Annotated in this window: 12 protein-coding genes; 6 read left to right on the plus strand and 6 right to left on the minus strand. The window is 71.8% G+C overall.

Going from position 1 to position 13,453, the window contains the following annotated elements; all coding sequences use genetic code 11:
• Window positions 1-43 precede the first annotated feature (43 nt).
• From ASD93_RS00350 to ASD93_RS00365, 4 genes are all read left to right on the plus strand, one after another.
• Window positions 44-664: an RNA polymerase sigma factor gene (locus ASD93_RS00350; protein WP_082569083.1), complete on the plus strand. Its 621-nt coding sequence runs from the start codon at window positions 44-46 to the stop codon at window positions 662-664.
• A complete protein-coding gene (locus ASD93_RS00355) occupies window positions 651-1,121 on the plus strand; it encodes a hypothetical protein (RefSeq protein ID WP_056117507.1) in 471 nt (156 codons plus the stop codon). Before ASD93_RS00350 ends, ASD93_RS00355 begins: the two co-directional genes overlap by 14 nt.
• A 145-nt stretch (window positions 1,122-1,266) precedes the next feature.
• The gene (locus tag ASD93_RS00360; protein ID WP_056117509.1) at window positions 1,267-2,832 is read left to right on the plus strand and encodes a S8 family peptidase; all 1,566 of its coding nucleotides are present in this window, start codon (window positions 1,267-1,269) and stop codon (window positions 2,830-2,832) included.
• Between the two features lie 35 nt (window positions 2,833-2,867).
• Window positions 2,868-5,342 (plus strand): CHAT domain-containing protein, encoded by a 2,475-nt coding sequence (locus ASD93_RS00365; RefSeq protein ID WP_056117511.1) that lies wholly within the window; start codon window positions 2,868-2,870, stop codon window positions 5,340-5,342.
• Window positions 5,343-5,681: 339 nt separating this feature from the next.
• Here ASD93_RS00365 and ASD93_RS00370 read toward each other — a convergent pair whose 3' ends face one another.
• A complete protein-coding gene (locus tag ASD93_RS00370) occupies window positions 5,682-6,443 on the minus strand; it encodes a LysR family substrate-binding domain-containing protein (RefSeq protein ID WP_056117513.1) in 762 nt (253 codons plus the stop codon).
• Between the two features lie 34 nt (window positions 6,444-6,477).
• On the opposite strand from ASD93_RS00370, the gene ASD93_RS00375 reads away from it, so the two are divergent.
• The gene (locus ASD93_RS00375; protein ID WP_056117515.1) at window positions 6,478-6,876 is read left to right on the plus strand and encodes a DUF1304 domain-containing protein; all 399 of its coding nucleotides are present in this window, start codon (window positions 6,478-6,480) and stop codon (window positions 6,874-6,876) included.
• Window positions 6,877-6,880: 4 nt separating this feature from the next.
• Here the strand turns inward: ASD93_RS00375 and ASD93_RS00380 are convergent, their stop codons facing one another.
• The 3 genes from ASD93_RS00380 to ASD93_RS00390 form a co-directional block, all read right to left on the minus strand.
• Window positions 6,881-7,459, minus strand: a complete 579-nt coding sequence (locus ASD93_RS00380; protein ID WP_056117518.1) for a thermonuclease family protein — start codon at window positions 7,457-7,459, stop codon at window positions 6,881-6,883.
• 135 nt (window positions 7,460-7,594) lie between these two features.
• Window positions 7,595-8,002, minus strand: a complete 408-nt coding sequence (locus ASD93_RS00385) for a transferase (protein ID WP_056117521.1) — start codon at window positions 8,000-8,002, stop codon at window positions 7,595-7,597.
• Window positions 8,003-8,164: 162 nt separating this feature from the next.
• A complete protein-coding gene (locus ASD93_RS00390; protein WP_056117523.1) occupies window positions 8,165-9,571 on the minus strand; it encodes an aspartate aminotransferase family protein in 1,407 nt (468 codons plus the stop codon).
• Between the two features lie 128 nt (window positions 9,572-9,699).
• Between ASD93_RS00390 and ASD93_RS00395 the strand changes: the two genes are divergently transcribed.
• On the plus strand, window positions 9,700-11,364 hold the full coding sequence (locus ASD93_RS00395; RefSeq protein WP_321163602.1) for a PucR family transcriptional regulator: 1,665 nt from the start codon (window positions 9,700-9,702) through the stop codon (window positions 11,362-11,364).
• A gap of 155 nt (window positions 11,365-11,519) precedes the next feature.
• Here the strand turns inward: ASD93_RS00395 and ASD93_RS00400 are convergent, their stop codons facing one another.
• Complete coding sequence (locus ASD93_RS00400) at window positions 11,520-11,870, minus strand: cupin domain-containing protein (RefSeq protein ID WP_056117525.1); 351 nt, start codon at window positions 11,868-11,870, stop codon at window positions 11,520-11,522.
• Entirely contained in the window at window positions 11,867-13,300 is a 1,434-nt protein-coding gene (locus tag ASD93_RS00405; protein WP_056117527.1) for an NAD(P)/FAD-dependent oxidoreductase, read from the minus strand. The genes ASD93_RS00400 and ASD93_RS00405 overlap by 4 nt, the downstream gene beginning before the upstream one ends.
• Window positions 13,301-13,453 lie beyond the last annotated feature (153 nt).

Genomic DNA, 13,453 nt, shown 5'->3' on the forward strand with positions numbered 1-13,453 from the left:
GCGCACTATCGCACTCCAGTCAGGTGTGGACACAATGGGCCCTATGACGCGTGCGCGCCCCGACGCCCGCGCCGACTCGGTCGAGCCGGCGCGGTGGGAGCGTGCCGCCGCGCTCTTCGTGCGATGGCGGGAAGGCGAGAGCCGCGCCATGGACGAACTCGTGCGCCTCATGACGCCGCTGCTGTGGCACGTCGTGCGGGCGTACGGCCTCGACCACGCCCTCGCTCAGGACGTCGTGCAGACGACGTGGCTGACGCTGGTGCGCCGTCACGAGACGATCCTCGACCCGCAGGCCGTATCGGGCTGGCTGACGATGTGCGCACGCCGCGAGGCGTGGCGCGTCGGCAAGCAGCACCGTCGAGCCGATGCGACCGAGGCCGAGTCGCTCGAACCCCATCTGCCCGTCCACGAATCCGCCGAGCAGACCGCCGCGACAGATGACGAGTCCCGTCGCCTGTGGACGTCGGTGGAGACGCTCAACGAACGATGCCAGCGCCTGCTGCGGATCGTCGCGTTCGAGGACCGGCCCGACTATGCGCGCATCGCCCAGGATCTGGCGATGCCCATCGGGTCCATCGGACCGACGCGCCAGCGCTGTCTCGCCAAGCTCCGCGCCGTACTCGAGGGCGACGGATGGGGAAGTGGTGACCATGATGGAGACTGAGGACTTTTCCGCGGACGCGGCGCTCTTCGCGCGCATGCGCCGGATGTGGGAGGACATCGATCCGGTGCCCGCCGATCTGATCGACCGGATGGTCGCCGCGGTCGCCGTCGAGGATCTGTCGCGCGAGTACGCGCTGCTGACGCTCGTCGAGGGCGCGATGGCCGCCGTGCGCGGCGACGCCGACACCGCCACGCTGCAGTTCAGCGACGGCACCACCAGCGTGCTCCTTCACGTGAGCGCGACCGAGAGCGGCGCACGGCGCATCGACGGGTGGGTGGATGCCGCGGCCCTCGCGATCCGCCTGGTGCACGACGACCGCGAGTGGACGGCCGAGCCCGGCGAGCACGGGCGCTTCGCTTTCGAAGAGGTCACGCCGGGGGTCGCGCGACTGCGCCTGGTCGTGAAGGATGCCACCGGGGAGCTGCGCGACTTCCAGACGCCGCAGTTCGAGGTGTGAACCAGTAGGACAGCACGTGCGGGTGTCGCCCGCGCGCTCGAGGAGGCAATGAGACATGGTTGAGCCCGGTGCGAACTCAGGGTGGCGGAGTCGGGTCGACGCGGCGAGGCCGCGGGGAGTTCCCCTCGACTCTGCCAGCGCTCCGGTGGAGGGCGTCGACGCCTATCCCACCGCGTACGCGCTCGACCATCTGCTCATCACCGACAGCGCGAAGCTGCCGGCGACGCTCGAGAAGCTGCGCGAGGCCGGGATGGACTTCGGCTGGGGCGTCCGGCTCACGTCGGTCAAGGGGGCATCGCTGACCGACGAGGAGGCGTACCAGCGGGCACAGGAGGCGGAGCGGGAGCTCGGCCTGCCGATCGTGCTGCTCGCGCGCATCTTCCCCCAGCCTCGCGATGATCGCGACGACCAGCCCGTGCCGCCGATCGACGCGTGGCGGCTCCTCCAGCGCGCCCGCGCGCGCGGCAGCGCCGACCTGTCGGGCGTCGGCCTCGACCACGTCATCACGGTCGACCCGTACGGTTCGACGAACCCGTATGGCTCCACCAACCCGTACGGCTCCACCAACCCGTATGGCTCGACGAACCCGTACGGTTCGACCAACCCGTACGGTTCGACCAACCCGTACGGCTCGACGAACGCCCCCGGCCCCGGGTCGTACGCCTACCCGGGCTCCGGCGGACGCGAAGTCGTCACCTACGTGGGCGATCCGCCTCGACGCGACGACGACGCGATCAAGGGCCGCAGGCCCGTCGTGGCGTTCATGGACACGGGCTGCGGTCGGCACCCGTGGCTTCCCGACTCGATCGTGGACCGGCATCCCGACCTCAACGGTGAGCCGATCGGAATCTCCGACGCGGCCACGAATCCCGAGGAGGGCGGCGACATCGCCGGCCCCTACGACGGATTCCTCGACGCTGCAGCCGGGCACGGCACCTTCGTGGCGGGTGTCGTCCGCCAGGTGTGCCCCGACGCCGACCTCATCTCCATCCGCGTCGCCGACAGCCAGGGCGCGCTGCTCGAGGGCGAGTTCCTCGAAGCGGTCCGCGCTGTCGCCGAGCTCGTCATCCGCTGGGCAAAGGGCATCGGCGGCCGTCCGATCGACGTCCTCAACCTGTCTCTCGGCTACTACCACGAGACCCCGGCCGACGGACAGTTCGACCTGACTCTCGTGAAGTACCTGGTCGCCGCCCGCCGTCACGGCTGCGCGATCGTGTGCTCCGCCGGCAACGACGCGACCGACCGTCCGTCATTCCCCGCGGCACTGTGGGCATGGCCCGGCTCCGACTTCGTGGTCGACGACCCCGCGGACGCCGCACCGCACCTGTCGGTCGGCGCGCTCAACCCGAACGGCAAGAGTGTCGCCCTCTTCAGCAACGTCGGCGAGTGGGTGCGCGTCTATGCACCGGGCGTGGCGGTCGTCAGCTCCGCGCCGCCGCTGAATGGCGGCATCCAGGCCGGAACCCGCAACGACCGCTTCGGTCTTCGTCGCGAGACGATCGACCCCGACGACTTCACCGGCGGATTCGTCGTGTGGAGCGGCACGTCCTTCGCGGCGCCGTACATCGCCGGCACGGTGGCCGAGATGATCGGCATCGGAATGATGGACGGCCACTCGAAGGAAGACGTCGCGTCCCGCGTCGAGGCGCTCGAGAAGGCCGGGGCGATCGTGCTCAAGGAATGGAACGGTCTCACGCGCGCTCCCGCCTGACCCTGGGCGGCGCTGGTCTGGGCCAAGATGAGGGAATGACCCGCAGTGCGACCGAGCTGCATCAGCGCGCCGTCGACCTGTGCATCAACGGCAAGTACGCGCTGGCGCAGCGGGTACTCGCGCAGGCGGACGCGCGCACCGACGATCCCGACCTGAAGGCGAGGATCGCCGGGACGCGCGCGCTCGCGCTGCAGCGCACCGGGTTCCCCCTCGAGGCGGAGGAGCTGCTGCGGAGCGTCATCGGCAGCGGCCACCTGACGCCCCACACCCAGGCGATCCTGCTGGGGCAGCTGGGGGCGATCGCCAACTACGGCGGGCGGCTCGACGAGGCCGAGCGCTGGCTGACGCGGGCGATCCAGAGCCTCGCGGACGATCCGGTGGCGGCTGCGCGTGTGCGCGTGAACCGCAGCCTCGTCCGCATGCAGCTGAGGCGGCTGGCGGATGCCTCGCACGATCTCCAGACGGCGGCAGCGACATTCGCCGGCAGCGGTCACACCACGGATGAGGCGCAGGCGCGGCACAACCTCGGCTACGCCGCCCTCCTGTCGGGCGATCTCGTGGCGGCGCTTCAGGAGATGCTCGCGGCCCGCCCCGCCGCCGCCTCGACGCCGGTCGCCGAGGCGATCGGCGACGTCGACCGCGCCGAGGTGCTGCGCGATGCCGGACTCGTCACGGAGGCAGAGGAGATCCTCGCCCGCGCGGCGACGACGTTCGGTGCTCACCGGATGCCGCAGTCCCGCGCCGAGGCGGAGTTCCACCTCGCGCGCTCACTGCTCTCGCACGACAACGAGCGCGCGGCGAAGATGGCCCGTGCCGCGGCCGCGCGCTTCCGTATGGTCGGCAATGCCACGTGGGCGTCCCGGTCGGAGGGCGTCCGTCTGCGTGCGCTCCTGGGCGGAGTCCGCGTGGAGGAGGCGGGTCGAGCAGGCCGCCGACGTCGGATCCCCTCGCACGAGGAGGTCGAGGCGGTGGCCGTCGAGCTCATCGCGCGCGGCTTCCGGGGTGAGGCCGCGGCGCTGCGGATGTCCGACGCGCTGGCGCGCGCCCGCCGCCGTGAAGTCGCCGGCCGCGGCATCCGCGTGCCGTCGTCCGCCCCCATGGAGGTTCAGCTCCTCGCGGCCGAGCTGCGCTCCGCGCGGGCCGCCGCCGCGAACCGCGGGGGGGCCGCCCGCAGTCATGCCGCCACGGGGCTCGATGTGCTCGCGGGATGGCAGCGCACCTTCGGCAGCCTCGACCTCCAGACCTCCGTGGCGATGCACGGCGAGAACCTGGTCTACGCGGGCCTCGACTCCGCGGTGCGCTCCGGCCGGCCCGACGTCGTCTTCGAATGGTCGGAGCGCGCGCGCCATCTGAGTCAGCAGGTCCTGCCGCTGCGACCGCCGCCCGATCCGGCCCTCGCCGAAGAACTGGCCGAACTGCGGATGCTCCGTGCCGAGAACCCCGGCGGCGACTGGCTGTCGGTGCCGAGGGCCGCCGCGCTGCGGGAGCGCGCCCGCGAGCGTCAGTGGTCGTCGACGGGCGCCGTCGACGGCGAGGATCGCATCGATCTGGAACGGCTGCGCGGGGAACTGGCAGACGACACCGCATTGATCGCGTACGTGTACTCGGGCGCAGCGCTCGTGGCCCTCGTCTGCACGCGCGAGCGCACCGTGGTCATGCCGGTCGCCTCGGGCGCGGAGGTGCGCAGGCTCCTCGCGGGTCTGCGCGCCGATCTCGACATGTCGGCGTCGATCCGCACCCCGCCGATGGCCGACGTCGTGCGGCGCGGACTCGACGACCGCCTGCGCGCTCTCTCGGCCGCCCTCCTCGACGGTCCGGCCGCTATCGCCGGCACGCGCCGCCTCGTCCTCACCACTCCCGGCCTGCTCAGTTCGATCCCGTGGGCCATGCTCCCGGCGCTGCGCGGGCGGGTGTTCACCCTCGCCGTCTCGGCGACCCGGTGGGCGCACCAGCGACCGCACGGCCCTTTCCCGAGCGAGACGGCCGGGTTCGCGGTCGGCCCGCGCGTCACACGCGGGGAAGAGGAGGTGGAGACGGCTGCGGGCTCATGGGGCGGCGCCGTCGTGCTCCGCGGCGCCGAGGCATCCGTCGACCGGGTCACCGAGCTGGCGTCACGCGTCGACGTCCTGCACGTCGCCGCCCATGGCCGTCACGCCGTCGACAATCCGCTGTTCTCCGGCCTCGAGCTCGCGGACGGCACGCTGTTCGGCTACGACATCGACCTCATGCCCGAGCTGCCCGACACCGTCGTGCTGTCCGCGTGCGAGGTCGGGCGCTCGTCGGTGCGCTGGGGCGAGGAGGCGATCGGGATGACGCGCATCTGGCTGCACGCCGGCACCCGCTGCGTGGTGGCCGCCCCCGTCATCGTCGCCGACGATGTCGCCTGCGAGCTGCTGGGGGCGATGCACGAGGGACTCGCCGGTGGGCGTGCACCGTCGGAGGCGCTGGCCGAGGCATCCGCTCGCACCGGTATCGTCGCGCCGTTCCAGGTGCACGGCGCCGGATTCTGACCCGGCCTGGGGGCGTCCCCCGCGATGTCGGAGGCCTCCCTCAAGATTTCCTCAGTATCGATGTATCAACCCTCAGGGGAGTGGCTCTTGATCATCGGGACTGCTCACGCACGCCGGAGTTCTGGGGGCTACGGCGACTGGGAGCGGAGAGCCGCAGATTTGGGGATGCGTCGGGGGACGCACGGCTCTCAGGGCAGGAACACGGGGGATGTCGCAGAGACCCAGGTCGGCGACATCCCCCGCCTTCGTGCGCGCGTCACAGTTCCGTTTGTGCGGGCGAACGCACGCATCCTGGGGGCGAGTCGCGTGCTTTCGCCCGCACAAACGGACTGCGCCGGGTCAGCGCGAAGAGTTCGAGGTGCGGCCGCGGACGATGCCGACGAATGCCTCGACCTCGGGCGTCGTGCGGTCGGCCACCCACGCGAGCGCGACAGCCGAGGTCGGCGCGTCGCGGAGCGGCCGGTAGTCGGCGTCCTTGCGTCGGTGCAGGCGTGCGAGCGACATCGGCACGATCACGATGCCCACACCCGCGGCCACGGTCGCAATCGCTTCGGCCGTGTCGGCCGGCGGAGCGAACGCGGGAGTCACCGCGCCGGGAACCTCGAGCCCCAGCACGTCGTCGTGCGGCACGATCACGACCTCGCCCGCGAGGTCGGCGAGGTCGAGCTCATCGGCGGCGGTCAGAGCGGAGTCCGCGGCCGTCACCACGACGGGGATCTCGTCGTAGAGCGCGATGACGTGGAGGTCGGTGCGGTCCAGCGGCAGCCGCACGAGCGCCGCGTCGACCGCGCCCTCGACGAGGGCGCGCCGCTGGTCCGGGACGGCGAGCGGGATCAGCTCGAGGGCCGTTCGCGGCATCCGCTCGTTCCACAGATCGATCCACTTGCCCGGCGTCGCGCCCGGGATCGCCCCCAGCACGAAGCGCTCGGCAGGCGGGGCGGGCGGCTCGGGCGACGGGCCGGGAGACGGTCGCGGGGTGCGCTTCGCGGCGGACTTCGGCGGCGTCTTCCCCTGCGACGGTCGCTTGCCCGCGGGACGGCCGGATGCGGCATCCCGCCCCTTCGCGCCCTTGCGCGGGTGCGAACCGCCGCCCTTCGTCATGCGTCTCAGCGTAGCCGGGCGCTATCGTTCGCTCATGGTCGCGATCCTCGCCACGGTCTTCGCCGCGCTCGCCGCGCTGCTCCACGTCTACATCTTCGTGATGGAGAGCGTGCAGTGGTCGCAGCCCAGGATCTGGAAGCGGTTCGGCCTTCGCGATCAGACGGCGGCCGACATCACGAAGCCGATGGCGTACAACCAGGGCTTCTACAACCTGTTCCTCGCGATCGGCACGGCGATCGGCCTCGTGCTGTTCCTCGCCGGCGGCGAGGACTCGGCGCTGCGGGCAGCCGGCCTCGCGCTCGTGCTGTTCTCGCTGGGATCGATGGTCGCCGCCGCGCTGGTGCTGCTCACGACCGGTGCGAAGTACGTCCGTGCCGCCGCGATCCAGGGCACGCTGCCGCTGATCGGCTTCGTGCTCTTCCTGTTCGCATAGGGGCTCAGCCGCACGCGCCCCAGCGGCCGGCGCCGGATGCCTCGGCCGCGGCCTGCGCGCCCGCGAGAAGGTCGAAGAACGCGACGTTCGGCCACACGCGGATCGCCTCGGCGTCGCCGGCCGTGACCAGCTCGAGGTTCACGAACGAGCCGTCGTCGGTCCAGAGGTTGAAGAGCCGTCGGTCGTAGTCGTCCCACGTGTCGCGGTCGGGGGCCGCCCAGACCGTGGATCCCTCCGGCAGGAGCTGGGCCAGATGTGTGCGCGCTTCATCGGCCCAGCACTCGGGCGTCGGTGTGCCCTCGGGCGTGTCGATGCCGATCAGCCGGACGCGGATCGGATTCGCCGTGGTGACGACGTCGTTGGGCTGCTGCATCCGCGCCTGGATGGTGTCGCCGTCGTACACGTAGAGCACGGTCAGCGCGAACGCGTCGGACGGGCGCTCGGGTGCAACGCGGTCGGGGGCGGTCGCACCCGTCACCGGCCCGGCGTCGCCCACCTCAGCCGTGCTCGACACCCAGACGACGACGGCGATCAGCGCCGCCGCGCAGAGCACCACCACCACCGCCCACACCGCGCGCCTCACCCGCGCCACCCTAGCGGGGTCGCGGTCGGCTCGGCCTCGGGTGAAACGATGGGGAGATCTTGGCGCCACCGCGGCGCGGCGCACGTAATCAGACCGGAATCTCCCGCGGGGCTGACGCCGCGCGGACGCCCGGGATCACGCGGCCAGACGAAGGCCGCGAGGATCGGTCGCGACGCGCTCGCCGTCGCCGATCGTCTCGTCGTCGCCGATGAGGGAACCCACGGCCACCCGCGCCTCGCTGCCGACGTGCGTGCGCACGCCGATCTTCGCTCCGGCGCCGATGGCGGCGCGCGGTCCGATGTGCGCGTGCGGCGCGATGTCGGCGTCGGGGCCGATCACGGCATCCGACTCGACCCATGCTCCGCGGCCGACGTGTGCGCCCGCCGCGATCTGCACCCCGGGCTCGACATATGCCCCGGCTTCGACGATGGCGCTCGGGTGCACCTTCGCGCCGTGCGCGATCAGGCCACGACCGTTGGTGTGCTTGCGGTAGCGCAGCGTCTCTCCGCGGTCGTTCTCGATGTCGACGTAGTTCTTGCCCACAGTCCCCTCCTGAGCACCTGATGGTGCCGAGTACAGGAATAACCTCAACTCCTGCCTATTCATTCCCGCGCATCGGACGTCTCGGATGCAGGGGGTTGCACTTTCTTCGGAGCGGGGCTACCTGGCGGATTGGTCCCGCACCCGGAGGCGCAGCAGGCGGGTTCAGCGGACGTGTTCGTCCGCGTGCGCGAGTGCGCGGTCGATCACGTCCAGGCCCCGCACGAGCTCGTCCTCGCCGATGATGAGCGGTGGAGCGATGTGCACCCGGTTGAAGTGGGTGAACGGCCACACGCCGTCCCGCTTGCACGCTGCGGCGACGGCGGCGACGGGCGCGGCATCCGCTCCGCTCGCGTTGAACGGCACGAGCGGCTCGCGCGTCTCGCGGTCCGCGACCAGCTCGATCGCCCAGAACAGGCCCCTGCCGCGGACGTCTCCGACGGACGGATGCCGCGACGCGATCTCGTGCAGGCGGGGCTCGACGACACGCGTGCCGAGGTCGCGCACGCGTGCGAGGATGCCGTCGCGCTCGAAGACCTCGAAGGTCGCGACTCCGGCCGCGCAGGCCAGCGGATGTCCGGAGTAGGTGAGCCCGCCGGGGAAGGGCAGGGTGTCGAAGTGCGCCGCGATGCGCTCGGAGATGACGACGCCGCCGAGCGGGACGTAGCCCGAGTTCACGCCCTTCGCGAAGGTGATGAGGTCGGGTACGGCGCCGAACGCCTGGAACGCGAACCATTCGCCCACGCGCCCGAAGCCGACCATCACCTCGTCGGCGATGTAGACGATGCCGAAGCGGTCGCAGAGCTCGCGCACGCCGGCGAGGTAGCCCGGAGGGGGCACGAGCACGCCGTTCGTGCCGACGATCGTCTCGATCACGATCGCGGCGATGGTGCTCGCGCCCTCGAGGACGATCGTCTGCTCGAGGTGCTCCAGCGCACGCGCCGTCTCCTCTTCGGGCGATGCCGAGTGGAATGCCGAGCGGTAGGGGTAGGGCCCGAAGAACTTCGCGGTCGAGCCGTCGGCGGGCTCGTTCGGCCAGCGCCGCGGATCGCCGGTGAGAGCGATCGCGGTGGACGTGTTGCCGTGGTAGCTGCGGTACATCGACAGCACCTTGCGCCGGCCGGTCACCAGGCGCGCCATGCGCACGGCGTTCTCGTTCGCGTCGGCGCCGCCGTTGGTGAAGAACACCTTCTCGAACCCGTCGCCCGCGACGGCGGCGATCCTTCGCGCGAGGTCTCCGCGCACGTCGCTGGCCATCGAGGGCTGGATGGTCGCGAGGCGGCCGGCTTGCCGCTGGATCGCGGCGACGAGATCCGGATGCTGGTGCCCGAGATTCAGGTTGACCAGCTGCGAGCTGAAATCGAGGTACGCGTTGCCGGCGTAGTCCCAGAACGTCGCGCCCTCTCCTGCCGCCACGGGCAGGGGGTCGATGATGGCCTGCGCACTCCACGAGTGGAACACGTGGCCGCGATCGTCCGCTCGGACGCGGGCGTCGGCCTCGGGGTCGGGGAGTGGTCGGCCGGAGCCGCCGATGCCCACGTGGACCGCCTGCCGAGACGCGAGATCGGTCATCGGGTCGTCCCTGCGGCCGGACGATTCGTCGAGCTCATGGCATCCTCGCGGGAGAGTTCCGGACAGATCGACCGGGAATGGTTTAGGCTGAGTGCGCCCAGTTTGTCAGAGCAGAAGTTGGTGCAACGGTGCCCGACCGTCGCGAAGATCGAGCGATCCAGACGGATCGTCTGGTCGCCGGATCCGCCCTCGAGACCCTCCCGACCGTGCGCGAGGTGATCTCGCTCGACGCGGTCGTCCAGGGCGTGCCCGAGGTGCTCGTCGGCGACGACGCGCTCGACGCCCGGGTGCGCTGGCTGCACGTGTCCGACAACGCCGGAGTGGCTCGCCTCCTCGATGGCGGCGAGCTCCTGCTCTCGACCGGATCGTCATGGCCGGCCGATCCCGCCGACCTGCGCCGCTTCATCGGCGAGCTCGACGACGCGGGCCTGTCGGGGCTGATCCTCGAGCTCGGCACCCACTACCGCTACGTCCCCGCGGTGGTCGTCGAGGCCGCGAGGGAGCGCAACCTGGCGCTGATCGTCCTGCATCGCGAGCTGAAGTTCATCACGATCACCGAGGCCGTGCACGGGCGTATCATCACCGGCCAGAGCGACGCCCTCCGCTCCCGCGACGAGGTGCGCGAGCGCTTCACTGCCCTCGTGCTGCGCGGCTCGCCCGCCGACTTCATCGTTCACCAGCTGGCGCAGACGCTCGGCGCCCCCGTGATCCTCGAGAATCTGGGGCACGAAGTCGTGGCGGCCGAGGTGCCGCTCGCGCTCGAAGAGGAGCTCTTCACCGAGTGGGAGCTGCGCTCTCGGTCCGCCCATCGCCGGTCCGAGCAGCGGCGCGAACGCGGTGCCGCGGCCGGCCCGGAGGACTGGCTCATCGTGCCGGTCGAAGCACGCGGAGTCCGGTGGGGCAATCTGATCGCGCTTCCCGGGCCCGACCACCCGGCAGGACGCACCGCCGTGCTCGAACAGGGCGCCATCGCGCTCGCGGTCGGACGCCTCGCCGACGGCGAGTCCGACGAATGGGGCAGGGTCGGGCGACGCCGCCTGGTCGACGGCCTCCTCGCCGGCCGGTTCGCCGGCGCGGGCGGTGCGGCGGCCCGCCTGGAGGCGGCCGGGCTGCCGCTGCGCGGCGCGCGCCTGTACGGGATCGTCGCGTCGGGCGTGGCCGTACCCGCGGAGCGAGCGGATGCCGCAGCCCGCGCCCTTCGCGGCCGGGCCCTCGCCGGATCGGCCCCGGACGGCGCCGGCGCTCCCGCCACGGCGATGCTCCTGTCGCTCCCCGCCGACACCGTGTTCGACGACGAGGCGGCGATCGCGTTCGCCGGTTCGCTCGTCGAGCCCGGCACCGACGCGGACCGCATCACCGTGTCGGTCGGCCGCGCGGCCGAGGGACTCGACGCGGCCCTCGCCTCGCTCCACGACGCGGTCGACCTCGCCCGCGGGCGTCGCCGGCGAAGCGCCAAGGGACCGCACCTGCGTCGGGCCGAGAACCGCCCGCTGGTGCAGCTGGTGACGGCGCTGCGCGACGACCACCGGGTGCTGGAGCACGGCGAGCGGATGCTGGCGCCCCTGATCGTGCACGACCTGACACGCGCGGGCGACCTGCTCGATGTGCTGGAGGCGATGCTCTCGCATCCGGGCAATCGCACGGCGGCGGCATCCGCCTCGCACCTGTCGCGCTCGGTGTTCTACCAGCGCATCGCGCTCATCGAGGAGCTGCTGGGGGCGGACCTCGACGACGGCGAGACGCAGACGGCGCTGCACCTCGCGCTGCTCGTGCGCCGCAGCGCCGGCCGCTGACCCTGGCGGGCGTCTCGTCCCGGTCGTCGCGTGTCGAGAAACGAGGAGAAACGCCGCGAGCGCGGGCGCGAGATCGACGCCGTCCGGCGTGTTTCCTCGTTTCTCGACCGTTCACCGCGCCGCCTCGCCCCAGCCCTGGCCAGGCGGCGGCAGGACTACGGCGCGAGGTAGATCTTGCGGAGGGTCTCGCGGATCGTCCAGGTCGTGCGCATGCCGGCGGTGAGGCGCGCGACCGACCCGGGGCGCAGCTCGAGGTCGGGCAGAGCCGGGTCGTCGAACGACACGGTCGCCGCTCCTGACAGCACGACGAAGACCTCGTCCGCCTCGACGTCGGTCGAGACGCCGGGGGTGTGCTCCCACACGCCGATCTCGATGCCGCCGATCTCGCCGAGCTCGACGGATCCCGCCCGTGGGGAGCCGTCGACGACCTGCTCGGCGGGCACCGGGGCGAGCGCGAGGTCGAGGGACGCGGCGTCCGTCCCCGCGCCGGCCGCCAGGCCGCTCACGAGTCGAACCCCAGGCCGAGCGCGTCGAGGGTCTTGAGCAGCAGATTGCGCTTGCCGAGGTTGTGGTCGGCCCGGTCGAGCGACCAGCGCGTCGCATTGATGCCCATGGCGGCGGCGGGCTCGGGAGGGAACGGGAGCGGGCGCTTGCGCACCATCTCGAGCTCGGTCCGCTCGGTGGATACGCCGTCGAGCAGGTCGAGCATGACATCGCCGGCGAAGCGGGTCGAGCCGACGCCCAGCCCGGTGAATCCGGCCGCGTAGGCGACGCGGCGGTCCCGAGCCGTGCCGAAGAACGCTGTGAACTGCGTCGAGGTGTCGATCGCGCCGGCCCACTGGTGGGTGAAGCGCAGACCCTCGAGCTGCGGGAAGGTCGTGAAGAAGTGGTTCGCCAGCGTCTCCCACGTCTGCGGCCGGTTCTCGTACTCGGGCCGCACCTTCCGGCCGTAGTGGTAGATCGCGTCGTAGCCGCCGAACAGGATGCGGTTGTCCTTCGAGATCCGGTAGTAGTGGAACTGGTTGGCCATGTCACCGATGCCCTGCCGGTCGCCCCACCCGATCGATGCGAGCTGCGCGTCGGTGAGCGGCTCGGTCATGAGCACGTAGTCGTACACCGGCACCGTCATCAGGCGGTTGCGCTTGATGAGAGACGGGAAGACGTTCGTGGCCAGCACCGCACGGGCCGCGTCCACGCGTCCTGCCTCCGTGACGACCGAGACGCCGGTCGGCCCCGGGGTCTCGAGATCGGTCACCCGCGTCCGCTCGAAGATCTCGACGCCGCGCTCCTCGCAGACGCGGGCGAGTTCCGCGGCGAGACGGGCGGGATGCAGCATCCCGCAGGCATTCTTTTCCCACACGGCGGCGAGATAGGTGGGCGAGTGGACGGATGCCTGCGCCTCGGCCCGGTCGAGGAAGACGACGCCTTCCTCGCCCTCGGCGGCCCACTCCCGCAGCCATTCGACCTGGTGGGGCTCGATGGCCGGTGCGAACTGTCCGGTGCGCTCGAAGTGGAAGTCCATGCCGTACTGCGCCTCGGACGCCTCGATCGCGTCGAGGTTGGCGAGCCCGAGGCGATCGAGCGTGGGCATCTCCTTCGGCCAGCGCGCCATGCCGTTCTCGTGGCCGTGGGTCAGGCTCGCCTCGCAGAATCCGCCGTTGCGGCCCGATGCCGCCCAGCCGACGCGCTGGGCCTCGACCACGACGATCTTCGCGCCGGGGTCGCGCTCGCTGGCGAGCAGCGCCGTCCACAGCCCGGTGTAGCCGGCGCCGACGATCACGAGATCGGCGCGGTGCGTCCCCGTGAGCGGGGGCCGGTCGGGCAGAAGGTCGGGCGGGAGGTCGTCGCGCCAGAACACCGAATGCGCGGTGTCCGCCAGCGCGTGACGGATGACGGATGCTGCCGGCCGCTGTCGTTCGAAGACGGTCGTGCCCACGGATATCACTTCCCTGTCAGGTGAGGTGCTTCCATCCTGACTGCGACGCGCCCCGCGCACGACCCCGCCCGTGTCGGGAATCTTCGCCGCGGCCGGACGCCCTGTGTTGCGTTCGTGCGGGCGGAAGAGTGCGTCGCCCACCCGCGGAGCGCG

This window comes from Microbacterium sp. Root180 (genome assembly GCF_001428485.1).
In the GTDB taxonomy this organism is placed as follows: domain Bacteria; phylum Actinomycetota; class Actinomycetes; order Actinomycetales; family Microbacteriaceae; genus Microbacterium.

Bases quoted from the DNA above. Each gene is read 5' to 3' on its own strand.
- ASD93_RS00350 (WP_082569083.1), top strand. From the start codon at position 44: ATGACGCGTGCGCGCCCCGACGCCCGCGCCGACTCGGTCGAGCCGGCG.
- ASD93_RS00355 (WP_056117507.1), top strand. From the start codon at position 651: ATGATGGAGACTGAGGACTTTTCCGCGGACGCGGCGCTCTTCGCGCGC.
- ASD93_RS00365 (WP_056117511.1), top strand. From the start codon at position 2,868: ATGACCCGCAGTGCGACCGAGCTGCATCAGCGCGCCGTCGACCTGTGC.
- ASD93_RS00370 (WP_056117513.1), bottom strand. From the start codon at position 6,443: ATGACGAAGGGCGGCGGTTCGCACCCGCGCAAGGGCGCGAAGGGGCGG.
- ASD93_RS00375 (WP_056117515.1), top strand. From the start codon at position 6,478: ATGGTCGCGATCCTCGCCACGGTCTTCGCCGCGCTCGCCGCGCTGCTC.
- ASD93_RS00390 (WP_056117523.1), bottom strand. From the start codon at position 9,571: ATGACCGATCTCGCGTCTCGGCAGGCGGTCCACGTGGGCATCGGCGGC.